The organism is Streptomyces sp. NPDC014864 (assembly GCF_043081525.1).
GTDB lineage: Bacteria > Actinomycetota > Actinomycetes > Streptomycetales > Streptomycetaceae > Streptomyces.
This window is the reverse complement of sequence record NZ_JBIBWT010000011.1, coordinates 179,635-203,093: the sequence shown is the minus strand read 5'-3', so window position 1 is coordinate 203,093 and position 23,459 is coordinate 179,635. Positions and strand designations below refer to the sequence as shown.

Here is a 23,459-nt window from a genome sequence, read left to right as displayed (position 1 = left end):
GGTCCGCCCCGCCCGTTCAGGTCGTGCCGGGCGGCGCGAAGTGACCGATCAGCAGCGCGAGCCGGTGCTCGTGTGCTTCCTCGGGCAGCCGGCCGCTGCGCATCAGGGTCACCAGGCCGTGCAGCGCGGCCCAGTAGGTCTCCGTGAGCAGTCCGGGTTCGTCGCCCTCGACCGCGACCGGTTCGACGGCCCGGAGCAGCTCGCCGAACGCCTCCTGCAGCGCGGCGGGGGCCTCGGGCGTCGCGAACGGCAGGTCCACCGGATGCGTGAACATGGCGTCGTAGAGCGCGGGCCGCCGCCGGGCGAAGGCGGTGTACGCCTCCCCGACCGCCGCCAGCGCCTCCCGTGGGCCCCCGGCCGCGGTGCGTGCCTCCCGCAACTCGGCCGCCATCTCCGCGCACCCCTGCACCGCGACTGCCGCCATGATGGCGTCCTTGCCCTTGAAGTGGCTGTAGAGAACGGGCTGGCTGTACTCGATCTCGGCGGCCAGCCGCCGTGTGGTGACCGCGTCCCAGCCCTCGCTCTCGGCCAGCTCCCGGGCGGCCGTCACGATCAGCCGCTCGCGTTCCGCCCGCTCGCGCTCCCTGCGCTTCTGGATCGTCATGGAGAAATTCTAGCAGTGCTAGCATTTCTATCGGTGCTCTGATAGCGTCGCTCTCGTTCCTAGCGGTGCTAGAAAACGGGCGATGGGGAGAAGCGAGATGGCCGTCACCGCGTACACCCTGGCTGTTCTGCTCGACCTGTTCTGCGTGTTCCTCGGCTACCGGTTCCTGTTCCGGCCCGGCCCGGCCGCGGCCGGCTACGGCGTCCCGGCCGACCCTGGTGGCGACGCCGGCGCCTACCTGTCGGTCAAGGGCCTCAGGGACGGCACCTTCGGGCTGCTGGGCCTGGTCCTGCTGGCCTTCGCCGGTGCCCGTGCCGAGGCCTGGTTCATGCTCTGCGTGGCACTCGTCCCGCTCGTCGACACGCTGATGGTCCTGCGTCACGGCGGGACGAAGGCGGTCGCCTTCGGGATCCATTTCGCCACGGCGGTCGTTGTGCTGATCAGTGCCGGGCTGCTCTTCGCGGTCTGACCGGGTTCCCGGGTCCGGCCGGCGTCCCAACCGTCACCAGGGGGTTCCGATGTCTCTGTTCGTGCCGAAGTTCGACGAGTCCGTGATCGTCCGTGACGCCGGGCCGAGGTCGTCGGTCGGGCGCCCACCACGGTGAAGCTGCTGGCCGACAGCAGCGCGACCGGGGGAGCCCTCTCCACCGTCCGGGTCACCCTCACCGACGGCGCCGACGGCGCCCGCCCGCACCTGCACAACTACTCGGCCGAGATGTTCTTCGTCCTCGACGGCGCCGCCGAGCTCCTCTCCGGTGACGACGTCGTCACCGCCGGGCGGGGCGACCTCGTGGTCCTCCCGCCGGGCCGGCCGCACGCGTTCGCCGCCGTGCCCGGCTCCGACGCCGACCTCCTCGTCGTCATCACGCCGGGCGTCGAGCGCTTCGCGTACTTCCGCCACCTCCAGCGCATCCACCTCGGCGAGGTCGCCCCGGAGAGCCTGCTGGAGGTGCAGGAGCTCTACGACAACCACTTCCTGCACAGCGAGGCCTGGGACGGGCGCCGCCGCTGAGCACGGGGACGGGACAGTGCGGCCGGGGGCCACGGGCCCCCGGGCGCGAAACCGTTTAACAACCATGGCACCCCGCCCCATAGGATTGGCCCAAACCGCACACACTCACCCCAGAGGATCGCTGCATGCCTGGCATCACGCGCGAGGAGGTCGCCCACCTCGCCCGGCTGGCGCGTCTGGAGCTGAAGCCCGAAGAGCTCGACCACTTCGCGGGACAGCTGGACGACATCATCGGCGCGGTGGCCCGCGTCAGTGAGGTCGCCGACCGAGACGTACCGCCGACCTCCCACCCGCTGCCGCTGACGAACGTCATGCGCGCGGACGAGGTCCGTCCGTCGCTCACCCCCGAGCAGGCGCTCTCCAGCGCCCCGGCCCAGGAGCAGCAGCGTTTCAAGGTGCCGCAGATCCTGGGGGAGGAGTAACCAGCCATGACGGACAACACCATCATCAGGCTCACGGCCGCCGAGACCGCCGAGAGGATCGCCTCCGGCGAGCTCACGGCCGTCGAGGTCACCGAGGCCCACCTCGCCCGGATCGAGGCCGTGGACGAGAAGGTCCACGCCTTCCTGCACGTCGACCGTGAGGGCGCCCTCGCGCAGGCCCGCGCCGTCGACGAGAAGCGGGCGCGCGGCGAGAAGCTCGGCCCGCTGGCCGGCGTCCCGCTCGCGCTGAAGGACATCTTCACCACCGAGGGCGTGCCGACCACCGTCGGCTCCAAGATCCTCGAGGGCTGGATCCCGCCGTTCGACGCGACGCTCACCCAGCGGCTGAAGGCCGCCGACGTCGTGATCCTCGGCAAGACCAACATGGACGAGTTCGCCATGGGCTCGTCGACGGAGAACAGCGCCTTCGGCCCGACCGGCAACCCGTGGGACCTCACCCGCATCCCCGGCGGCTCCGGCGGCGGGTCGAGCGCCGCCCTCGCCTCCTTCCAGGCCCCGCTCGCCATCGGCACCGACACCGGCGGCTCCATCCGGCAGCCGGCCGCCGTCACCGGCACGGTCGGCGTGAAGCCGACCTACGGCGCGGTCTCCCGCTACGGCATGGTCGCCTTCTCCTCCTCCCTCGACCAGGGCGGCCCCTGCGCCCGTACGGTCCTGGACGCGGCACTGCTGCACGAGGTGATCGCCGGGCACGACCCGCTGGACTCCACCTCCATCGACGCCCCGGTCCCGCCGGTCGTCGAGGCCGCCCGCAACGGCAGCGTCGCGGGGATGCGCGTCGGCGTCGTCAAGCAGTTCCGCGGCGAGGGCTACCAGGCCGGCGTCATCCAGCGGTTCGACGAGTCCGTCGCGCTGCTCAGGGAGCTGGGCGCCGAGATCGTCGAGCTGGACTGCCCGTCCTTCGACCTGGCCCTCTCGGCGTACTACCTGATCGCCCCGTCCGAGTGCTCCTCCAACCTCGCCCGCTTCGACGGCCTGCGCTACGGCCTGCGGGTCGGCGACGACGGCTCGCGCTCGGCCGAGGAGGTCACCTCGCTCACCCGCGAGGAGGGCTTCGGCCCGGAGGTCAAGCGCCGCATCATGCTCGGCACCTACGCGCTGAGCTCCGGCTACTACGACGCCTACTACGGCAGCGCCCAGAAGGTCCGCACGCTGATCAAGCAGGACTTCGACGCGGCGTTCGAGCAGGTCGACGTCATCGTCTCCCCGACGACCCCGACCACCGCCTTCGCCATCGGCGAGCGCGCCGACGACCCGATGGCGATGTACCTCGCCGACCTGTGCACCATCCCGACCAACCTGGCGGGCAACGCGGCCATGTCGCTGCCCTGCGGCCTCGCGCCGGAGGACAACCTCCCGGTCGGGCTCCAGATCATCGCCCCCGTGATGAAGGACGACCGGCTCTACAAGGTCGGCGCCGCCGTCGAGGCCGCCTTCGTGGAAAAGTGGGGCCACCCGCTGCTCGAGGAGGCTCCGTCGCTGTGACCAAGGCACTGTCCAAGGCCAAGGGCTTCAAGAAGTCCAAGTCCGGTACGTACCTGTCGATGGCCACCACCGCGTTCGGCGCGGTGAGTGTCGTCAAGCAGGCCAGGAAGGCCCGGAAGGAGAGCGACACGCTGCGCCTGCTCGACGCCGCCGTGTCCGCCGCCGCCATCGTGACCGGCCTCGCCATCCTCTACCGCGAGCTGAAGCGGCTGGGCGACGACGACGTCCTGCTGGGCTGAGAGGGAAGTTTTCACCGTGACCACCACGACCGATCTGGTGTCGTACGAGGACGCGCTGGCGACCTACGACCCCGTCATGGGCCTCGAGGTCCATGTCGAACTCGGCACCAAGACCAAGATGTTCTGCGGCTGTTCCACCGCGCTCGGCGCGGAACCGAACACGCAGACCTGCCCCACCTGCCTCGGCCTGCCCGGCTCGCTCCCGGTCGTCAACGCGACCGGCGTCGAGTCCGCCATCAAGATCGGTCTCGCCCTGAACTGCGAGATCGCCGAATGGTGCCGCTTCGCCCGGAAGAACTACTTCTATCCGGACATGCCGAAGAACTTCCAGACCTCCCAGTACGACGAGCCGATCGCCTTCGACGGCTACCTCGACGTGCAGCTGGAGGACGGCACGACCTTCCGCGTGGAGATCGAGCGCGCCCACATGGAGGAGGACACCGGCAAGTCCACCCACGTGGGCGGTGCCACCGGCCGTATCCACGGCGCCGACTACTCGCTGCTGGACTACAACCGGGCCGGCATCCCGCTCATCGAGATCGTCACCAAGCCGATCGTCGGCGCCGGTGACCGCGCCCCCGAGGTCGCCAAGGCGTACGTCCGCGAGCTGCGCGAGGTCATCCGGGCGCTCGGTGTCTCCGAGGCGCGTATGGAGATGGGCCAGATGCGCTGCGACGTGAACCTGTCGCTGATGCCCAAGGGCAGCGACACGTTCGGCACGCGCTCCGAGACGAAGAACGTCAACTCGCTTCGGTCCGTGGAGCGCGCGGCCCGCTACGAGATCATGCGCCATGCCGCCGTGCTCGGCGCGGGCGGCACGATCGTCCAGGAGACCCGCCACTTCCACGAGGACACCGGCTCCACCACCTCGGGCCGGGTGAAGGAGGAGGCCGAGGACTACCGGTACTTCCCGGAGCCCGACCTCGTCCCAGTGGCCCCCACCCGCGAGTGGGTGGAGGAGATCCGCGGCGCGCTGCCGGAGCTGCCGCTGGTGCGCCGTAACCGGCTCCGCGAGGAGTGGGGCGTGTCGGGGACCGACATGCAGGCGATCCTCAACGCCGGTGCCCTCGACCCGATCGTCGCCACGATCGGAGCCGGTGCCGACGCCGCCTCCGCCCGCAAGTGGTGGATGGGTGAACTGGCGCGCCAGGCCAACGAGTCGGGCAGGTCCCTGGACGAGCTGCCGATCACGCCGGAGCAGGTCGCCCGGGTGGCCGGACTCGTCGTCTCCGGCGAGCTCAACGACAAGCTGGCCCGCCAGGTCATCGAGGGCGTCCTCGCCGGTGAGGGCACCCCGGACGAGGTCGTCGAGAAGCGCGGCCTGAAGGTCGTCTCCGACGAGGGCGCGCTGACCGCCGCCGTCGACGAGGCCATCGCCGGCAACCCCGCCGTCGCGGACAAGATCCGCGGCGGCAAGGTGGCCGCGGCCGGAGCCCTGGTCGGCGCGGTCATGAAGGCCACGCGCGGCCAGGCGGACGCGGCCCGCGTCAAGGAGCTGATCCTGGAGAAGCTGGGCGTCGAGGGCTGACCCAGGGCCGTTACGGTCGAGCACGATCCCGGGGGGACGCGTCGGTTGCGACGCGTCCCCCCGGGCGTGTCACCGGCCGCGACCCCCGCACCCGGCTTCCGGACCGACGCGCTACGCTCGCCCGGCATGAATGGACGCGCCGATTCCGAAACGCCCCCCGGCATAGCCGAAGAGGGTCACGTCGAGGCTGCCGGCGTACCTGACGACGACGAGGGCGCCGAGGCCGCCCGCGCGACCGACGACGACGGCGATGATCCGGCGGAGGTGGCGCGCCGCGCCCGCTGGACGGCGTCCGGCTCGGGCGCACTGCTGACGCTCGCCGGGCTCGCCGCGTCGCTGCTGCGCCTCACCGGCTCGTCCCCGGCCCTCGTTCCCGCCGCCTACGCCCTCGGCGCCGCCGTCTGCGCGCTCGCCGCCGTCCTGGGGGCCCGGGGCCACACCCGGAGGGCGCTGTGGCTGCTGATCGCCGGGGTGATGGTGATGGCGCTCGGCGACCAGTTCGACTGAAGTTTTCGACTGAAGTTATCGATCGTGAAGGCTTTGACCCTTTTGGCCGCGCGGCCCCGACCCGGCGGTCCGCTCCGGGTCGTCCTGTGAATTGGGTCCCACTCATGTGAATCAGCCCACGATCGTCATAAAGGATCATTTGGGCCTGCAAGAGTGTCATTACTTTGCTCATGCGTTCTTTGCGGGCGGTTCCGTTCATCGACGAATGTTCCCGGTCAAAGATCCACACATAGTCCCCTCGGGAGCACGTCCGTGGCAGCCCTCGCGCGCTGGTGTGTCCGGCACCGCCTCCTCGTCGTCCTGCTGTGGCTCCTCGCCTTCGCCGGGGCCACCGGGGCCGCCACTGCCGCCGGGTCGGCGTACTCGAACGACTACGAGGTCCCCGGCACCGAGTCGGGCCGTGCGAGCCGGTTGCTGCAGGAGGGCTTCCCCGGTCTCGGCGGGGACGGCGACACCGTCGTCTGGCAGACCTCGCCCGGCACCGTGCGCGACCCGGACGTCGAGCAGACGATGTCCCGCACCCTGGACCGGATCGCGGCCCTGCCCCCGGTCGCCTCCGTGGCCGGCCCGTACACGGCACAGGGCGCGGACCGGATCAGCGCCGACGGGCACACCGCGTACGCGACCGTCACCTTCCGCCATCCGGCCCGGGAGGTCACCCGGACCGAGGCGCAGGCCGTGGTCGAGGCCGCCGGGTCCGCCCGGACCGACGGGCTCCAGGTGGAGCTCGGCGGCACCGCCGTCGGCCTGACGGAGTCCTCCGGCGGGCACCTGGCCGAGGCCGTCGGCGTCGTCGTGGCCGCCGCGGTGCTCTTCCTCGCCTTCGGCTCGCTCGCCGCCTCCCTGGTGCCGATCGCCACCGCGCTGGTCGGCGTCGGCACCGCCTACGCGGCCGTCGGACTCCTCGGCCACGCCATGACCGTGGCCGACTTCGCGCCCATGCTCGGCCTGCTGGTCGGGCTCGGCGTCGGCATCGACTACGCGCTGTTCATCGTCACCCGGCACCGGCGCGGACTGAAACGCGGACTGAGCACCACCGAGGCGGCCACGAACTCCGTCGCCACCACGGGCCGCGCCGTCGTCTTCGCGGGTGCCACCGTGTGCATCGCCCTGCTGGGGATGCTGATCCTGCGGCTCGGCTTCCTCAACGGGGTCGCGGTCGCCGCCTCGGTGACCGTCCTGCTCACCGTCGCGGCCTCGGTGACCCTGCTGCCCGCCCTGCTGTCCTGGATCGGACCGCGGGCCCTGAGCCGGCGGGAGCGGCGTCGGCTGGCCGAGCACGGGCCCCAGCCCGAACTGCCCACCGGGTTCGCCGCACGCTGGTCCGCCTTCGTCGAGCGCCACCCCAAACTGCTCGGCGCGCTCGCCCTGGCCGTCGTCACCGTGCTCGCCCTGCCCACGCTCTCCCTCCGCCTCGGCAGCTCGGACCAGGGCAACGACCCGGCGTCGACGACCACACGCCGGGCCTACGACCTCGTCGCCGAGGGCTTCGGCCCCGGCGTCAACGGCCCGCTCACCCTGGTCACCCGGGTGGAGGGCGCCGAGGACCGGCTCGCCCTGGACAACCTCGACGCCACCCTGCGCTCCACCGAGGGCGTCGCCGCGGTGACCCCGGTGACCTACAACACCGGCGGCGGCACCGCCTACCTGACCGTCGTCCCCGACTCCGCGCCCCAGTCGCAGCGCACCAGCGACCTCGTCGACCGGCTGCGCACCGAGGTGCTGCCGCGGGCCGAGACCGGCACCTCGCTCGACGTGTACGTCGGCGGCGTCACCGCCGGGTACGACGACTTCGCCGGGATCATCGTGGGCCGGCTGCCGCTGTTCGTCGGCGTGGTCGTCGGCCTCGGCTGCGTCCTGCTGCTGCTCGCGTTCCGGTCGCTGGGCATCCCCCTGAAGGCCGCCGTGATGAACGTCGCCGCCGTCGCCGCCGCCTTCGGGGTCGTCGTCGCGGTCTTCCAGTGGGGCTGGGGCAGCGAACTGCTCGGCCTCGGCCGCGCCGGCCCGATCGAGCCGTTCCTCCCCGTGATCATGGTCTCCGTCCTCTTCGGGCTCTCCATGGACTACCAGGTCTTCCTGGTCAGCCGGATGTACGAGGAGTGGCTGGAGACCGGCGACAACCGGCGCGCCGTCCGCGTGGGCCTCGCCGAGACCAGCCGGGTGATCAACTCGGCCGCAGTCATCATGATCTCCGTCTTCCTCGCCTTCGTGCTCAGCGGCGACCGGGTGATCGCCATGTTCGGCATCGCGCTGGCCTCCGCCGTCGCCCTCGACGCCTTCGTGCTGCGCACCCTGCTGGTGCCCGCGCTGATGCACCTGCTCGGCGACGCCAACTGGTGGCTGCCGCGCCGGCTGGACCGCGTCCTGCCCCGGATCAGCGTCGAGCCGCCCGAGTGCCGCGCCGCCCACGAGAGGCTCACGGACCTCGACGGCGAACCGGCGAAGGAGCGGCAGCGCGATGTACGCGACATCCCTGGGTGACGACGGGGCCGAGCTGAGGCCGCTGGAACCCTGGCACGCCGAGGAGTTCCTGGCGCACCTCGACCGGGGACGGGACTTCATCACCCGGCACATCCCGTTCGGCGCGAACGCCACGGACGTGGACTCCGCCCGCGCGGTCCTCCAGGCGTACGCCGACAAGCGCGCCGCCGACAGCGGCTTCCTGCACGGCTGTGGCTGGACGGGAAACTGGTCGGCGGGCTGCTGTTCCGCGTCTTCGACGCCGCCACCGGCGACTGCGGGATCGGCTGCCGGCCGGGACCGGGCGCGGGCTGGTCACCCGCGGCGCGGGGGTGCTGATCGACTGGGCGTTTGACGAGCGCGGCATGCACCGTGTGGAGTGGTACGTGTCGTCGGCCAACGAACCGAGCATCGGCGTGGCGCGGCGGCTGGGGCTGACCCGGGAGGGTGTGCTCCGCGAGAGCTACCCCTACCGGGGCACACGCCAGGACACCGAGATCTGGGCGGTGCCGGCCCCCGAGTGGCGTGCCGCACGCACGCGTGCGCACTGACGCGCCGGACGGCGCGCGCCGCTCACCGTGATGGGCAAGGGACCCCGACGACCGTTAAGAGACCTCTCAGACAGCGTCCGTACGGTGCGAGGCATGGGAACCAAGACTGCAGACGAGGCCGGAGCCGCCAACGGGGCCGAGGCGAAGAACGACCAGGAGACGGTGAACGTGACCAAGTCCGACCGACCCGACGCCACCGCGCCGGGCCAGGCTGAGGAAACGACGGGGACCGACGAGAAGGGCACCGTCCAGGGCACCCGCGCGGGCGTCGGTGACGCCGGCGCGGCGGCCGCCGCCGAGCGGTCCGGGACCGCCGCCGTCGCTGAAGCCGAGGAAGGCGCCGGGACCGAGGCGAGCGGTCCCTCCGGGGTCGGCCAGGGCGCCGGCGCCGTCGTCGCCGCCGCGCTGGGCCTCGTCTCGCTGACCGGGAGCTGGCTCGGCACCGTTGCCGGGGCGCGGGCACAGCTCATCGGCCAGCTGCGGACGGCCTCCTCGGCGACCGTGGCCAAGCAGATCAAGGCGGTGTACGGCGACTCCTGGCAGGCCACCGCGCTGTGGGGCGGGCTGTTCGCGCTCCTCGCGCTGATCGTCGGCGTCGTGGTCCTCGCCCGGCCCGCGTTCGGCGCCCCGGGCAGGCCGCAGGCCGTCTGGATCAAGTCGGTCGCCTGGGCGGGCGTCGCACTGGGCGTCCTCGGGCTGCTGCTGGCGGTCCTGAAGTACACCGGCGTCCTGCTCGGCCTGCCGACGACCTGACTCACCGCCCGGGCATCCCGCCCCGGGCGGGCGGGGGGGCCTTAGGGCCGCCGTGGACACCTCACGGCCGCCCTGAGGCCCCCCGCGCATGTCTTACGCACGCCACTCGCCCGTCTAAGGCCCCGAGCGCCGCGCAAGATGCGGAACTCTCCCGATGTGGCCGGCCCCCTGGGAGACGAAGGTGGAGGAGTCGCGGAAAGCGGCACCGGAAACCACCTCTCACCAGGGAGTCCTCATGTTCGACTACGAGCTTCACCAGCTGCGTTCCGCCGACCTGCGCCGCCGGGCCGAGCACGAGCGCCTGGTCCGGGCGGCGCTCCGTGGCGGCCGCACCGCGCGCCGCCCGGCCGGCCCGGAGACCTCGGAGGCGGAATCCCATACCGGACGCTCCCGCCGCCACCGCTTCACCCGCGCCGCATGACCGCCCCGCCGGAAAGCCCCGCCCCTCCGGGCGGGGGCTTTTCGCCCGGGACCGGCCGGCGGCAGGGAGCAGCCGGTCCCGGTCGGGGTGCTGGTGCCGGTGCCGGTGGGAGAGCGGTGGGTGGGGGTGCGGCGGAGGGCGGGCGGTCGAAAAGCGGTGCCGCGGTGTCGGACCCGCGTGCGATGCTCGGGGCTGTGGAGACCAGGTCCGTCAGTTCGGTGTTCGTCGGTCGCGGCGACGAGTTGGAGACGCTGCACGACGCGCTCGCCCGCGCCGACGCGGGGGAGCCGCAGGCCCTGCTGGTCGGCGGCGAGGCAGGCGTGGGCAAGACGCGCCTGACCGAGGAGTTCGCCACCGCTGCCTGCCGCCGCGGCGCCGTCGTCGCGCTCGGCGGCTGTGTGGAGATCGGCGCCGACGGACTGCCGTTCGCCCCCTTCTCCACCGCCCTGCGCGCCCTGCGCCGCGAGCTGCCCGGCGAACTGGCCGCGGCCGCCGCCGGCCAGGAGGAGGAACTGGCCCGGCTGCTGCCCGAACTCGCCGAGGCCACCACCGCCCGCGGAGCGGGCCGGCACGACGAGGAGGGCATGGCCCGCCTCTTCGAGCTCACCGGGCGGCTGCTGGAGCGCGTGGCCGGCGACCGCACGGTCGTCGTCGTCCTGGAGGACCTGCACTGGGCCGACGCCTCCACCCGGCACCTGCTGTCCTACCTCTTCCGCACCCTGCGCACCGGCCGCCTCGTCGTCCTGGCCACCTACCGCTCCGACGACATCCACCGCCGCCATCCGCTGCGCCCGCTGCTCGCCGAGCTGGACCGGCTGCGCACCGTCCGCCGCCTCGAACTCGCCCGCTTCAACCGGCAGGAGGTGGGCCGCCAGATCGCCGGCATCATCGCCACCGAGCCGGACCCCGTCCAGGTCGACGAGATCTTCGAGCGCTCCGACGGCAACGCCTTCTTCGTCGAGGAACTCGCCGTCGCCGCCCACGAGGGCCGCGCCTGCCTCAGCGAGTCCCTGCGCGACCTGCTCCTGGTCCGGGTGGAGGCGCTGCCCGAGCCCGCCCAGCGGGTCGCCCGGATCGCCGCCGAGGGCGGCTCCACCGTCGAGTACCGGCTGCTCGCCGCCGTGGCCCGGCTCGCCGAGGACGACCTGATCGAGGCGCTGCGGGCCGCCGTGAACGCCAACATCCTCCTCGCCGCCCCCACCGGCGACGGCTACCGGTTCCGGCACTCCCTGGTGCGCGAGGCGGTCAGCGACGACCTGCTGCCCGGCGAGCGCTCCCGCCTCAACCGCCGCTACGCCGAGGCACTGGAGGCCGACCCGGCCCTCGTCCCCGCCGGCGAACGGGTCATGCGGCTGGCCAGCTACTGGTACCACGCCCACGACCCGGCCAAGGCCCTGCCCGCCGTCCTCGACGCCTCCGTCGCGGCCCGCGCCCGGCACGCCTACAGCGAGCAACTGCGGCTCCTGGAGCGGGCGATGGAGCTGTGGGAAGCCGCCCCCGAGGACGTACGGGCACGGCTGCGCCCGGCCGACTACGCCGAGGCCTACCGGCCCTCACCGCCCGAGGGGCGTGCGGGCACCCCCGGCGGCCCCGACCCGGCCACCGCCCCCCTGCGCTACCTCGACCTGATGGCGGAGGCCGTCGTCGCGGGCCGCCTCAGTGGCGAGCGCGACCTCGCCATGAAGATCACCAAGCGGGCGCTGCGCCTCCTGGAGGACGAGCGCGACCCCCTGCGCGCCGCCTGGTTCTGGATCCAGCGCTCCCGGCTGGTGCAGTCCAAGGCCCACGGCGACGGCTGGCAGGAACTGGCCACCGCACAGGAGTTGGTGCGAGGGCTGCCGCCGTCGGAGGTGCACGCCGAGGTGCTGGCCCACGTCGCCAACTGGTCCATGGTCCACGCGCCGGGCCCCGAGGCCTTCACCTCCGCCGAACGGGCCGTGGAGTACGCGCGCATGGTCGGCGCCCGCGAGATCGAGATGAACGCCCGCCTCACCCTGAACAACCTCAGGGTCGACGCCGGGGACGTCGAGGCCGGACTCGCCGAGATGTACGAGGTCAAACGGCGCACGGTCGAGGACGGGATCCCCGGTGTGGCGGGCCGCTGCTACGTGAACCTGCCGTCTGAGCTGGAGTCCGTCGGACGCTCCCGTGAGGCCGTGCCCCTCATGGAGGAGGGGATCGCGTTCGCCCGGCGCTTCCGGCAACTGGACACCGAGGCCTGGGTGTGGGGCAACCTCGCCGAGTCCCTGTTCACCCTGGGCCGCTGGGACGAGGCCGCCGAGGCCGCGACCCGCTCGGGGCGCGTCGGGCAGAGCGCCAAGCCGCGCGGTTTCCGCGCCCGGATCCGCGCCGAACTCGCCCTCGCCCGGGGCGAACTGGACGAGGCGGCCCGCCAACTGACCGCCGCCCGCCACCACTTCGGCTCCCACGACTACGCCCCCCAGCACGCGCTGCCGCTGGCCCGCATCGCGCTCGCGGTCGCCGCCGGCGAGGGCCGCCTGCTGGACGCCCGCGCCCAGCTCGAACAGGTCCTGGAAACCGGCTTCCCGCCCGGCACCCAGCGGTACTGCTGGCCGCTGCTGCTCACCGCCGCCACGGTGGAGACCCGCGCCGCCGCCCTGCCCGCGGCCGCCCCGGGACGCGCCGAGATCCTCGACCGCATCCGGGGGGCCGCCAGGGCGCTGGCCACCAACGTGCCCGTCTGGCAGGCCTACGAGCGCTGGGTGCACGCCGAGCTGCTGCGCGCCGAGGGCCGTGACAGCGCCGAGGACTGGGCCGGTCTCGTCGAGGCCTTCGAGTCCCTGGAGCGCCCCTACGACCTGGCCCGGGTGCGCCACCGGCTGGCCGAGGCCCTGCTCGCGGCCGGAGAGGACGGCGAGCGGGAGCGCGCCACCGAACTGCTGCGGCTGGCCCACGCCGTCGCCGGGCACCTCGGCGCCCGCCCCCTCGCCGACTCCGTCGCTTTGCTCGCCCAGCGCGCCCGCCTCACCCTGACCCGCGGCCCGCGCCGGGCGACCGCCGAGGCAGACCCCGCCGGGTCCCTCGGCCTCACCAGCCGGGAGCGTGACGTACTGCGCCTGGTGTCCGCCGGGCGCACCAACCGCCAGATAGCCGAGGAGCTGTTCATCTCCCCGAAGACGGCCAGCGTCCACGTGTCGAACATCCTGGGCAAGCTCGGCGTCTCCGGGCGCGGCGAGGCGGCGGCGGTGGCGCACCGGCTGGGCCTGTTCCCCGCCGATGCGCTCACCGCCCCGGCGCAGGGCTGAGTCGTACGCTGGAGGGAAACCGGCAAGGGGGAGGTGCCGTGTTCAATGTCTTCGAGGAACTGTTCACGCCCGGCCGCAAGCACACCCGGGACGAGCAGAACCGGCTGGAGCTGACCCGGGAGGACGTCGGGGACGGCGACCCGGGGCGGGGGCCGATCGACCTCGCGTCCGGGAAGGTCGTCGTCCGGCATCCCCCGCCGCCGGCCCGGGAGGACACCGGCGAGGAGTGAGCACCGGGCGCCGCGGACCGGGCTGGTCCGAACAGCTAGGTCACCCGGAGCTCCAGAATGCGGTCGTCGCCCTTCTTCGGGGTGCCCCGGCCGTCGGTGTTGCTGGTGACCAGCCACAGCCTGTCCCCGCCCGCCGCGGCCACCGTGCGCAGCCGGCCGTACTCGCCCTTCAGGAAGGCCTGAGGGGGCGCCGAAGCCCGTGTGCCCCGCAGCGGGACGCGCCACAGTCGCTCCCCCTTCAGCGCGGCCACCCAGAGGGAACCCGCGGCGTACGCGGTACCGCTCGGGGACGCATCGTCCGTGTGCCACTGCGTCACCGGATTCACGTACTTGGGATTGCCGGACCTGCCCTCGGCGTCCGGCCAGCCGTAGTTGCCGCCCGGTTTGATCGCGTTCACCTCGTCCCAGGTGTCCTGGCCGAACTCCGAGGCGAACAGGCGCTGTTCGTCGTCCCAGGCGAGTCCCTGCACATTGCGGTGGCCGTAGGAGTACACCGGGGACCCCGGGAACGGGTCGCCGGGGGCCGGTTCGCCCTCCGGCGTCATCCGCAGGATCTTGCCGCCCAGTGATCCGGTGTCCTGGGCCAGGCCGCGGTCGCCGGTCTCGCCGGTGCCCGCGTACAGCATCCTGTCCGGGCCGAAGGCGATCCGGCCGCCGTTGTGGATGAGGCCCTTGGGGATGCCCTTGAAGACCGTGTCCGGCGCGCCGAGCTGCTCACCGGCGGGCTTCTTCTCGTCGTACAGCACGCGCACGATGCGGTTGTCCGAGGCCGAGGTGAAGTACGCGTAGATCATGTGGTCGGAGGCGAAGTCGGGGGAGAGGGCGATGCCGAGCAGGCCGCCCTCGCCCTCCGGGGCCACCCCGGACACCGTGCCGAGCTCGGTCTTTCGCCCGGTCCTCTCGTCGACCCGGGTGATCGTCGCCCGGTCGCGGGAAGAGACGAGCAGGCCGCCGCCGGGCAGCGGCGCCAGGCCCCAGGGGGTGTCGAGGCCCTCCGTGACCGTGCGCAGCACCTTCACCGAGCCCTTGGCCGGCGGTGCGGTCTCCCCGGCCGCCGGCCCGGAGGGCGAGGCCGTCGCGGCCGTACGGCTCGGCGCCTCGGTGCCGGCGCCCGACGGGCCGCCCCCGTGGCCGGAGCAGCCGGCCGTCCACAGGAGCGCACCGGCGGCCAGGGTGGCCGTCACAGCTCGACGTCGCACTTTCATGTCCCTTCGACGCGGCGGGTCCTCCTGTCTTACTCCGCCCACGCCTCCCAGGTTCCCGGTTCACCGCAATCCGACGCTCCGGGCCGGGGCAGTCCGCCGCGCCCGGCCCGGTCGCCGGGACCGGGCACCCCGCCGGGCCCCCCGGGACCGCCGGGCCCCCCCGGGGCCGCCGGGCACCCCGCAGGGACCGCCGGGACCGACCGGGCACACCGCCGGGACCGACCGGGCACACCGCCGGGACCGGGCCGCCTGTCAGTCCCAGGACCCCTGCGCCGCAGGCAGTTGCTCCACCTCGGCCAGGTCCCGTGCGGTCAGGCGCAGCCCCGCCGCCCCGGCGTTGTCCGTCACCCAGCGTTCCCGCTTGGTGCCCGGCAGCGCGACGACGTGGCGGCCCTGGGCCAGCACCCAGGCCAGCGCCACCTGCGCCGGTGTGACATCCGCGCCGTGCCGACCGGCCACCCGGCGCAGGCCCGCGACGATCGGCTGGTTGGCGGCCATCATCTCGGCGGTGAAACGGGGGTGACGGGCACGCACGTCGTCCCGTTCGAAGCCCTCGCCGGGGGTGAGCGTGCCGGTGAGGAAGCCGCTGCCCAGCGGCATCGCGGCGAGGAAGCCGACCCCGCGCGCCTCGCACCACGGCAGCAGGCCGTCCAGGGCCTCCGGCGACCACACCGACAGCTCGGCCTGCACCGCGCTCACCGGGAAGACCTGCTGCACCCGCTCCAGCTGCCGAATCGTTCCGTCGTGCAGCCGCGCCCCGGGCCGCCGCCCCCTGCGCGCCCCCACGGCGCACAGGCCCAGCGCCCGTACTTTCCCGGCCCGTACGAGCTCCGCCATCGCCCCCCAGGTCTCCTCCACCGGCACCTCGGGGTCGGCGCGGTGCAGCTGGTACAGGTCGATGACGTCCGTCTGCAGCCGCCGCAGCGAGGCGTCGCAGGCGCGCCGCACATAGCCGGGGCGCCCGTTGGCCACGATGTGCTGCTCGCCCACCAGCAGCCCGGCCTTGGTCGACACGAACGCTTCCGCGCGCCGCTCCTTCAACGCCCGTCCCAGCAGCAGCTCGTTGGTGAACGGGCCGTACATGTCGGCCGTGTCCAGCAGCGTCGAGCCCAGGTCCAGTGCCCGGTGCACCGCCCTGAGCGACTCCTCGCCCCGCTGCCGCGACGCGCTGTACGCCCAGCTCATCGGCATGCACCCGAGTCCGACGGCCCCCACCGCGAGCGCCGCCGCGCCGATCGTCCTGCGCTCCACCTGGCCGTAACCCTCCCTGTCCTGGGATCAACCAACCTAACCTCTGCGATCTGACGCCCCTCACATAGCCTCGGGACCATGACTGCTGACGTGTGGCTGCCCATACCGCCGGACGAGATCGAGGGCCTCCCCGAGGGGCTCGCCTACCGCTTCTGGGACGGCGCCGAGGAGTTCCCCGCGGACCCCGCCGACTGCGTCTTCTACGTCGTGCCGTACATGAGGCCCGGCGGCGTCGGTGTGCGCCCGCTGCCCCGGATGAGCGCGGTGCGGGTCGTGCAGACGCTGTCCGCCGGCACCGACCACGTGGAGCCGGGGCTCAGGCACCTGCGGCCCGGCGTGCGGCTGTGCAACGCGCGCGGGGTGCACGAGGCGAGCACGGCCGAACTGACCCTCGCCCTGGTCCTCGCCTCGCTGCGCGGCATCCCCGACTTCGTCCGGGCCCAGGACCGGGGGGAGTGGCGGGGAGGCTTCCGTCCGGCGCTGGCCGACAAGAACGTCCTCATCGTGGGGTACGGCTCCATCGGCGCCGCCATCGAGGACCGGCTCGCGCCGTTCGAGCTCGCGCGGGTGGCGCGCGTGGCGCGCTCCGCGCGCACCACGGCGCGCGGTCCGGTGCACCCGCTCACCGATCTGCCCTCCCTGCTCCCGGACGCCGATGTCGTCATCCTGTCCACGCCCCTGACCGACGCCACGCGCGGCCTGGCGGGAGCGGACTTCCTCGCCCGGATGAAGGACGGTGCTCTGCTCGTGAACGTCGCCCGAGGTCCCGTCGTCGACACGAAGGCGCTGCTGGCGGAGCTGGAGAGCGGCCGGATCACCGCCGCCCTCGACGTGACCGACCCCGAGCCGCTGCCGCCGGGCCACCCCCTGTGGCACGCGCCGGGTGTGCTCATCACCCCGCACGTCGGCGGCCCCACGTCCGCCTTCCTGCCGCGGGCCGAACGTCTGCTCGTCAACCAGCTGCGCCGCTTTGTGAACCACGAGCCGCTCGCCAACGTGATCCTGACGACGGGAGCGGCAGGCGTGTAATCCGCTTCGGGTACCGTCCGCAATCTCCTGGACGCGGTGCGTACCCACATCCCCGCTGGTCGTCACGGAGCGTAGAGGAACTATGTCCCTGAGTGACGAACCTGGTGTATCGTCCCGACAGGGGCTGCGCCGCGCACCGCTCGGCGCCGGGGATGGACATGTGAGACTGCGAGGGGGGCGACGGGCGATGCACGGCCTATGGACGAACGATCCGACGCGGCGGAGCCGCCGGCGGCGGCCCTGGCGCACCGCAGCGAGCAGACGCGGCCACCCCGGCAGCCATCACCACCGCAGGCACAACGGGCGCAGGAGGCACGCGCACCCGGCGCACCGGGATCCGCGGGATCCGCGGGACCCGGCGGCGCGGACCGGGAGGGCCCGGTGAGCCCGCCGCCCGCCTCGGCCCCGCTCCGCGGAGCCTCGCGGCCGCGGCTCGCGCCGCGCATCTCCCTGCCCCGCCCGCTGCTCCCGCGCGGCGCGGGCGGCCTGTTCCCCCAGCTCGTCCTGGCCCTGGTCTGCGCGGGATACGCCGTCGGTTCCGCGCTCGGCTGGGGCTCGGACGAAGTGGCGCTGATCATGGGTGACTTCGGGCTGAGTGCCGCGGCCGGCACCGCCGCCGTGTCGTGCGCGGTCTACGCCCGCGGCCCGCGGGTCCGCTTCCGGCCCGCCTGGCTGCTGTTCGCCCTCTCCTCGGCGATGGCCTCCCTGGGCAACCTGGTCTGGGGGTGGTACGAGGTCGTCCTGGACGAGCCGGTGCCCAGCCCCAGTTACGCCGACCTGTTCTTCCTGTGCTTCGCGCCGCCCGCGATCGTCGGCCTGCTGGTGCTCGCCAAGCGGCCCGCCAACAAGGCGGGCTGGGTCTGCCTCGCGCTGGACGCCTGGCTGATCGGCGGCTCGCTGCTCACGCTGTCCTGGAGCCTCGCGCTCGCCCAGGCGGCCAAGTTCGACGGGCCGAGCGTGGCGCACACCGCGCTCTCGCTGGCGTACCCGCTGATGGACATCGCCCTGGTGAGCATGGTGCTCGCGCTGCACTTCCGGCGCTCGGCCGTCAACCGCACCGCCGTGAACACGGCGATCGGCGCACTCGCCCTGACCGTCATGTGCGACGCCCTGTTCACCTCGCCGCTGCTGCACAACAACTACCACTCCGGCCAGTTGCTCGACGCGGGCTGGTTCGCCGGGTCCCTGCTCCTGGCGTACGCCCCCTGGGCCGCCCCCCGCCCCGACCCGAACCGTCCCGACGCGGACCGCTCGGACGCGGACCGGCGGGACGTGGGCGGACCGGCCGCCGACCGCCCCGAGGCGGCGGCCGGCCGCGGCGTGGGCCGTCCCGAGGCGGGCCACCGCGGGGCGGGTCACCACGCCACGGACCGCCGCGAAACGGGCCACCGCGGGGCGGGTCACCACGCCACGGACCGCCGCGAGACGGGCCACCCCGGCATCGACCACCCCGGCACCGACCACGCCGGCACCGACCACGCCGGCACCGACCACCCCGGCACGGACCACGGCGAGGCGGACCACCGCCGGACGGACGGCCACGCGCGGGCGGCCGACGGGCTCCCAGGCCAAGCCGAAGGGCTCCCACGCCAAGCAGAAGGATTCCCGCGCCACGTCGACGGGCTCCCGCGCCCGGCGGACCGGCATGCGCGCGTGGCGCACGCACATGTGCCCGGACCGCGCCGGAGCGCCCCCAGCTCCCACGTCCCGCCGCCCGCGCCGGGCGCCGACCACGAGCGGTACCAGGCCGGCCGGCCCCTGACTGGCTCGCTCGCCGCGCTCGCGCCGTACCTCGCGGCCGCCGTCTGCACCCTGGGCGTCCTGTACAACGTGCTCAACGGGCACAGCGTCGACCGCGTGGTGCTGATCACCGCGGGCGCCGTGGTGCTGGCCCTCGTGGTGCGCCAGGGCATCATGCTGCTCGACAACATCACCCTCACCCAGGAACTGGCCCAGAAGGAGAACCACTTCCGCTCCCTGGTGCAGGGGTCCAGCGACGTCATCATGATCGCGGCGCCCGACGGCGTCCTCCGGTACGTCTCCCCGGCCGCCGCCGGGGTCTACGGACGGTCCGCGGAGGAGCTGGTGGGCAGGGAACTGGCCGGCCTCATCCACCCCGAGGACCTCGGCTGCGTGGTGCACGAGGTGCGCCGTTTCCTCGCCGCCAGCCCGCAGGACGAACCCACGACCCGCATCGAGTGCCGCTTCCGCTCCGGCGGCGGCGGATGGCTCAACGTCGAGTCGACCATCAACCGCCACCACGGCGGCCTGATCTTCAACAGCCGGGACGTGACCGAACGGGTGCGCCTGCAGGCGCAGCTCCAGCACAACGCGGAGCACGACCCGCTCACCGACCTGCCCAACCGCGCGCTGTTCACCCGGCGCGTGCAGCAGGCGCTGTCCGGCCGGCGCTCCACCGACCACGGCACGGCGGTGCTCTTCATCGACCTCGACGGCTTCAAGGCCGTCAACGACACCATCGGCCACCAGGCCGGGGACGAACTCCTCGTCCAGGCCGCCCGCAGACTCCAGGAGGCGGTCCGCCACGGGGACACCGCCTCCCGGCTCGGCGGCGACGAGTTCGCGGCCCTGATCGTGGGGGACGGCACCCGCGACCGCACCGCCCGCGAAGGGCACATCCTGGAGCTCGCCGACCGCCTCAGGGTGACGCTGTCCCAGCCGTACCTCATCGACGGCAACGATGTCCGGGTCGCCGCGTCCATCGGCGTGGCCTTCGCGGAGCCGGGCCTCGGCGCCGGGGAACTGCTCCGCAACGCCGACCTCGCGATGTACCGGGCGAAGGCGGCGGGCAAGGGCCGCGTCGAGCTCTACAAGCCGCAGATGCAGCAGGACGTCGTGCGCAAGGCGGAGCTGGCCACGCGTCTGCGGGCCGCCCTGCACGACGGCGAGTTCGCCCTGCTCCACCAGCCGGTGGTGTGCCTGGAGAACGGCCGGATCACCTCCGTGGCCGTCCAGGCGCGCTGGCGCTCCTCGCAGGGGGTGCTCTTCACCCCCGCCGAGTTCCTGCGGGTGGCCGAGGACAGCGACAAGACCGCCGAACTGGGACGGTGGGTGCTGGAGGAGGCGGTCGAGCAGGCCGCCGAGCGTGCCGCGAGCGGCCTGTCCGTGCCCGTGGTGGTCCGGATGGGCGCCCGCCGGCTGCTGGACCGCAGGCTGCCGCCCGGCTCCGTGGAGGCGCTGCTGACCCGGCACGGGCTGCCGTCCGGGGCGCTGGTGATCGAGCTGTCCGACATCGACCCGCGGGTCTCGCTGGACGAGCTGGAGCGACGGCTGAGCGCCCTGAGACGGCTCGGCGTCCGGATCGCGCTGGACGGCTTCGGTGGCGGTTACGCGGCCGTCCCGGCCCTCAGGCGCCTGCCCGTGGACGTCCTGAAACTCGACCGCGGCCTGGTCGAGGGCGTGGTCGAGTCCGCCCGTATGCACAAGATCACCAGTGGGCTGCTGCGCATCGCCATCGACCTCGGACTCCAGTCCGTGGCCGATGGCGTGGACCTGCCGGAGCAGGTCGTCGCGCTGCGCGCGATGGGCTGCACCCACGGGCAGGGCACGGCGTTCTCCGGTCCGCTGGACGAGTACCGGCTGCGCCGGGCGCTGACCTCCGGCCACTTTGCCGTGCCGCACGGCCCGGTCGAACCGGCGTTCGCCGGCGGTGTCACGGCGCTGTACTCCGGTGGAGTGGCGGCCGTCTTCGGAGGCGGGACGGCCCTTCGCTCACATAATGAGACGCCCGTCCCACCCACTTGACACCGGGTGCGTGCCGGGGGGAGGGTCAGTGCCATGCGCACCCGAATTCTCGTACTTGGACAGCGCGTCGGCTGAGCTGGGACCCACCGGAGGACGATCCGGAATCCCCAGCGACCTCACCGGCGCGCTCCCCTCGCTTGCCTTGCGGCACGAGGGGTTTTTTGTTGCACAGGCACCCCTCGTGCAGCAGCCGAAATCCGCTCACACCTCGCAAAAACCCTCAGCATCGAGAAGAGAATGACGATGACCGAGCAGGCCACCGGGGCCCATCACCCGCAGCCGCGGCCCCGATCCGGAGGACAACAGTCCGCTCCCGAGCACGTCACGGGTGCGCAGTCCCTCATCCGCTCTCTCGAGGAGGTCGGCGCCGACACGGTATTCGGCATTCCCGGCGGTGCGATCCTTCCCGCGTACGACCCGCTGATGGACTCCACCCGGGTGCGCCACGTCCTGGTCCGGCACGAGCAGGGCGCCGGTCACGCGGCCACCGGCTACGCGCAGGCCACCGGCAAGGTCGGCGTCTGCATGGCGACTTCCGGCCCCGGCGCCACCAACCTGGTCACCCCGATCGCCGACGCCCACATGGACTCCGTGCCGCTGGTCGCGATCACCGGCCAGGTCGCCTCCAAGGCGATCGGCACGGACGCCTTCCAGGAGGCGGACATCGTCGGCATCACCATGCCGATCACCAAGCACAACTTCCTGGTCACCAAGGCCGAGGACATCCCGCGGATCATCGCGCAGGCGTTCCACATCGCCTCCACCGGCCGCCCCGGCCCGGTCCTGGTCGACATCGCCAAGGACGCCCTCCAGGCGAGGACCACCTTCTCCTGGCCGCCGGTGATGGACCTGCCGGGCTACCGGCCCGTCACCAAGCCGCACGCCAAGCAGATCCGCGAGGCGGCCAAGCTCATCACCTCCGCGAAGCGACCCGTCCTCTACGTCGGCGGCGGCGTCCTCAAGGCCCGCGCCACCGCCGAGCTCAAGGTCCTCGCGGAACTCACCGGAGCGCCCGTCACCACCACCCTGATGGCGCTCGGCGCATTCCCCGACAGCCACCCGCTGCACGTGGGAATGCCGGGCATGCACGGTTCGGTCACCGCCGTCACCGCGCTGCAGAAGGCCGACCTGATCGTCGCCCTCGGAGCCCGCTTCGACGACCGCGTCACGGGCAAGCTGGACAGCTTCGCCCCGTTCGCCAAGATCGTCCACGCCGACGTCGACCCGGCCGAGATCGGCAAGAACCGCGCCGCCGACGTGCCGATCGTCGGCGACGCCCGCGAGGTCATCGCCGACCTGATCCAGGCCGTCCAGAAGGAGCACGCCGAGGGCCACCGGGGCGACTACACCGCCTGGTGGAACGACCTCGGGCGCTGGCGCGAGACCTACCCGCTCGGCTACGACCAGCCCGCGGACGGCTCGCTCTCCCCGCAGCAGGTCATCGAGCGGATCGGGCAGCTCGCCCCCGAGGGCACGATCTTCGCGGCGGGCGTCGGCCAGCACCAGATGTGGTCCGCGCACTTCATCCAGTACGAGAAGCCCGCCACCTGGCTGAACTCCGGCGGCGCCGGAACCATGGGCTACGCGGTCCCGGCCGCCATGGGCGCCAAGGCCGGCCGCCCGGAGCGCGCCGTCTGGGCGATCGACGGCGACGGCTGCTTCCAGATGACCAACCAGGAACTCACCACCTGCGCGCTGAACAACATCCCGATCAAGGTCGCCATCATCAACAACGGCGCCCTCGGGATGGTCCGCCAGTGGCAGACCCTCTTCTACAACCAGCGGTACTCCAACACGGTGCTGCACTCCGGGCCGGGCGCCGAGCCCAAGGGCCCGAGCGCCGGCACCCGGGTCCCCGACTTCGTGAAGCTGTCGGAGGCCATGGGCTGCCACGCGATCCGCTGCGAGTCCCCCGACGACCTCGACAAGGTCATCGAGGAGGCGAACGCGATCAACGACCGCCCCGTCGTCGTCGACTTCATCGTCCACGAGGACGCGATGGTCTGGCCGATGGTCGCGGCCGGCACCTCCAACGACGAGATCATGGCCGCCCGGGACGTCCGCCCCGACTTCGGCGACAACGAAGACGACTGAGCCGGGAAGAGCGAAGAGGAAGAGCAACCAGACATGTCCAAGCACACGCTCTCCGTCCTGGTGGAGAACACGCCGGGCATCCTCGCCCGGATCGCCGCCCTGTTCTCCCGGCGCGGCTTCAACATCGACTCGCTCGCGGTCGGCGTCACCGAGCACCCCGACATCTCCCGCATCACCATCGTGGTGGGCGTGGAGGACCTGCCGCTGGAGCAGGTGACCAAGCAGCTCAACAAGCTCGTCAACGTGCTGAAGATCGTCGAGCTGGAGCCGACACAGGCCGTCCAGCGCGAACTCGTCCTGGTGAAGGTGCGCGCCGACAACGAGACGCGCTCCCAGATCGTGGAGATCGTCCAGCTGTTCCGCGCCAAGACCGTCGACGTCTCCCCGGAGGCCGTGACGATCGAGGCCACCGGGTCCGGCGAGAAGCTGTCGGCGATGCTCAAGATGCTGGAACCGTTCGGCATCAAGGAGCTGGTCCAGTCCGGCACCATCGCGATCGGTCGCGGCGCCCGCTCGATCACGGACCGGTCGCTGCGCGCGCTCGACCGTTCGGCGTAACGACGTGTCCGGGCGGCCGGGAAAATCCCGCCGCCCGGATGCCGAGACCCCCAGACTT

18 protein-coding genes and 2 pseudogenes are annotated in these 23,459 nt (G+C 72.9%); 17 read left to right on the top strand and 3 right to left on the bottom strand.

The window, feature by feature from the left end; all coding sequences use genetic code 11:
- Window positions 1-16 precede the first annotated feature (16 nt).
- Window positions 17-604, bottom strand: a complete 588-nt coding sequence (locus ACF1A5_RS21530) for a TetR/AcrR family transcriptional regulator (RefSeq protein WP_392194448.1) — start codon at window positions 602-604, stop codon at window positions 17-19.
- A 97-nt stretch (window positions 605-701) separates the two neighbouring features.
- On the opposite strand from ACF1A5_RS21530, the gene ACF1A5_RS21525 reads away from it, so the two are divergent.
- From ACF1A5_RS21525 to ACF1A5_RS21465, 13 genes and pseudogenes are all read left to right on the top strand, one after another.
- Entirely contained in the window at window positions 702-1,073 is a 372-nt protein-coding gene (locus ACF1A5_RS21525) for a DUF4267 domain-containing protein (protein WP_392194504.1), read from the top strand.
- Between the two features lie 49 nt (window positions 1,074-1,122).
- Window positions 1,123-1,616: pseudogene (locus ACF1A5_RS21520) on the top strand (cupin domain-containing protein).
- 125 nt (window positions 1,617-1,741) lie between these two features.
- On the top strand, window positions 1,742-2,038 hold the full coding sequence (gatC, locus tag ACF1A5_RS21515) for an Asp-tRNA(Asn)/Glu-tRNA(Gln) amidotransferase subunit GatC (protein ID WP_392194447.1): 297 nt from the start codon (window positions 1,742-1,744) through the stop codon (window positions 2,036-2,038).
- 6 nt (window positions 2,039-2,044) lie between these two features.
- Complete coding sequence (gatA, locus tag ACF1A5_RS21510) at window positions 2,045-3,544, top strand: Asp-tRNA(Asn)/Glu-tRNA(Gln) amidotransferase subunit GatA (protein ID WP_392194446.1); 1,500 nt, start codon at window positions 2,045-2,047, stop codon at window positions 3,542-3,544.
- Window positions 3,541-3,783, top strand: a complete 243-nt coding sequence (locus ACF1A5_RS21505; protein WP_356187873.1) for a hypothetical protein — start codon at window positions 3,541-3,543, stop codon at window positions 3,781-3,783. Before gatA ends, ACF1A5_RS21505 begins: the two co-directional genes overlap by 4 nt.
- Window positions 3,784-3,799: 16 nt before the next feature.
- Window positions 3,800-5,311, top strand: a complete 1,512-nt coding sequence (gatB, locus tag ACF1A5_RS21500; RefSeq protein WP_392194445.1) for an Asp-tRNA(Asn)/Glu-tRNA(Gln) amidotransferase subunit GatB — start codon at window positions 3,800-3,802, stop codon at window positions 5,309-5,311.
- A gap of 126 nt (window positions 5,312-5,437) precedes the next feature.
- Window positions 5,438-5,818 carry a hypothetical protein gene (locus ACF1A5_RS21495; protein WP_392194444.1) on the top strand — a complete coding sequence of 127 codons (381 nt, stop codon included), beginning with the start codon at window positions 5,438-5,440 and terminating at the stop codon, window positions 5,816-5,818.
- Window positions 5,819-6,070: 252 nt separating this feature from the next.
- Window positions 6,071-8,299 carry an MMPL family transporter gene (locus ACF1A5_RS21490; protein ID WP_392194443.1) on the top strand — a complete coding sequence of 743 codons (2,229 nt, stop codon included), beginning with the start codon at window positions 6,071-6,073 and terminating at the stop codon, window positions 8,297-8,299.
- Window positions 8,277-8,829, top strand: a pseudogene (locus ACF1A5_RS21485) (GNAT family N-acetyltransferase). Before ACF1A5_RS21490 ends, ACF1A5_RS21485 begins: the two are co-directional and overlap by 23 nt.
- 93 nt (window positions 8,830-8,922) lie before the next feature.
- Complete coding sequence (locus ACF1A5_RS21480) at window positions 8,923-9,582, top strand: hypothetical protein (protein WP_392194442.1); 660 nt, start codon at window positions 8,923-8,925, stop codon at window positions 9,580-9,582.
- A gap of 235 nt (window positions 9,583-9,817) precedes the next feature.
- On the top strand, window positions 9,818-10,003 hold the full coding sequence (locus ACF1A5_RS21475; protein ID WP_392194441.1) for a hypothetical protein: 186 nt from the start codon (window positions 9,818-9,820) through the stop codon (window positions 10,001-10,003).
- 182 nt (window positions 10,004-10,185) lie between these two features.
- Window positions 10,186-13,269: an AAA family ATPase gene (locus ACF1A5_RS21470; protein ID WP_392194503.1), complete on the top strand. Its 3,084-nt coding sequence runs from the start codon at window positions 10,186-10,188 to the stop codon at window positions 13,267-13,269.
- A 38-nt stretch (window positions 13,270-13,307) separates the two neighbouring features.
- Window positions 13,308-13,499: a DUF6191 domain-containing protein gene (locus ACF1A5_RS21465; RefSeq protein WP_392194440.1), complete on the top strand. Its 192-nt coding sequence runs from the start codon at window positions 13,308-13,310 to the stop codon at window positions 13,497-13,499.
- 35 nt (window positions 13,500-13,534) lie between these two features.
- On the opposite strand, the gene ACF1A5_RS21460 is transcribed toward ACF1A5_RS21465, so the two are convergent.
- Together ACF1A5_RS21460 and ACF1A5_RS21455 are read right to left on the bottom strand one after the other, a co-directional pair.
- On the bottom strand, window positions 13,535-14,704 hold the full coding sequence (locus ACF1A5_RS21460; protein WP_392194439.1) for a PQQ-dependent sugar dehydrogenase: 1,170 nt from the start codon (window positions 14,702-14,704) through the stop codon (window positions 13,535-13,537).
- A 252-nt stretch (window positions 14,705-14,956) separates the two neighbouring features.
- Window positions 14,957-15,955, bottom strand: a complete 999-nt coding sequence (locus ACF1A5_RS21455; RefSeq protein WP_392194438.1) for an aldo/keto reductase — start codon at window positions 15,953-15,955, stop codon at window positions 14,957-14,959.
- 78 nt (window positions 15,956-16,033) lie between these two features.
- On the opposite strand from ACF1A5_RS21455, the gene ACF1A5_RS21450 reads away from it, so the two are divergent.
- The 4 genes from ACF1A5_RS21450 (at window position 16,034) to ilvN (ending at window position 23,401) form a co-directional block, all read left to right on the top strand.
- Window positions 16,034-16,984 carry a 2-hydroxyacid dehydrogenase gene (locus ACF1A5_RS21450; protein ID WP_392194437.1) on the top strand — a complete coding sequence of 317 codons (951 nt, stop codon included), beginning with the start codon at window positions 16,034-16,036 and terminating at the stop codon, window positions 16,982-16,984.
- A 381-nt stretch (window positions 16,985-17,365) separates the two neighbouring features.
- Window positions 17,366-20,749, top strand: coding sequence for an EAL domain-containing protein (locus ACF1A5_RS21445; protein WP_392194436.1), 3,384 nt, complete (start codon window positions 17,366-17,368; stop codon window positions 20,747-20,749).
- Between the two features lie 243 nt (window positions 20,750-20,992).
- Window positions 20,993-22,843, top strand: coding sequence for an acetolactate synthase large subunit (locus ACF1A5_RS21440; protein WP_392194435.1), 1,851 nt, complete (start codon window positions 20,993-20,995; stop codon window positions 22,841-22,843).
- Window positions 22,844-22,876: 33 nt separating this feature from the next.
- Window positions 22,877-23,401, top strand: a complete 525-nt coding sequence (gene ilvN / locus ACF1A5_RS21435) for an acetolactate synthase small subunit (RefSeq protein WP_392194434.1) — start codon at window positions 22,877-22,879, stop codon at window positions 23,399-23,401.
- The last annotated feature ends 58 nt before the right edge of the window (window positions 23,402-23,459 follow it).

Coding starts and splice junctions, on each gene's coding strand:
- ACF1A5_RS21480 (WP_392194442.1), top strand. CDS start 8,923: ATGGGAACCAAGACTGCAGACGAGGCCGGAGCCGCCAACGGGGCCGAG.
- ACF1A5_RS21450 (WP_392194437.1), top strand. CDS start 16,034: ATGACTGCTGACGTGTGGCTGCCCATACCGCCGGACGAGATCGAGGGC.
- ACF1A5_RS21460 (WP_392194439.1), bottom strand. CDS start 14,704: ATGAAAGTGCGACGTCGAGCTGTGACGGCCACCCTGGCCGCCGGTGCG.
- ACF1A5_RS21475 (WP_392194441.1), top strand. CDS start 9,818: ATGTTCGACTACGAGCTTCACCAGCTGCGTTCCGCCGACCTGCGCCGC.
- ACF1A5_RS21470 (WP_392194503.1), top strand. CDS start 10,186: ATGCTCGGGGCTGTGGAGACCAGGTCCGTCAGTTCGGTGTTCGTCGGT.
- ACF1A5_RS21530 (WP_392194448.1), bottom strand. CDS start 604: ATGACGATCCAGAAGCGCAGGGAGCGCGAGCGGGCGGAACGCGAGCGG.
- ACF1A5_RS21440 (WP_392194435.1), top strand. CDS start 20,993: ATGACCGAGCAGGCCACCGGGGCCCATCACCCGCAGCCGCGGCCCCGA.
- gatA (WP_392194446.1), top strand. CDS start 2,045: ATGACGGACAACACCATCATCAGGCTCACGGCCGCCGAGACCGCCGAG.
- gatC (WP_392194447.1), top strand. CDS start 1,742: ATGCCTGGCATCACGCGCGAGGAGGTCGCCCACCTCGCCCGGCTGGCG.
- ilvN (WP_392194434.1), top strand. CDS start 22,877: ATGTCCAAGCACACGCTCTCCGTCCTGGTGGAGAACACGCCGGGCATC.
- ACF1A5_RS21495 (WP_392194444.1), top strand. CDS start 5,438: ATGAATGGACGCGCCGATTCCGAAACGCCCCCCGGCATAGCCGAAGAG.
- ACF1A5_RS21525 (WP_392194504.1), top strand. CDS start 702: ATGGCCGTCACCGCGTACACCCTGGCTGTTCTGCTCGACCTGTTCTGC.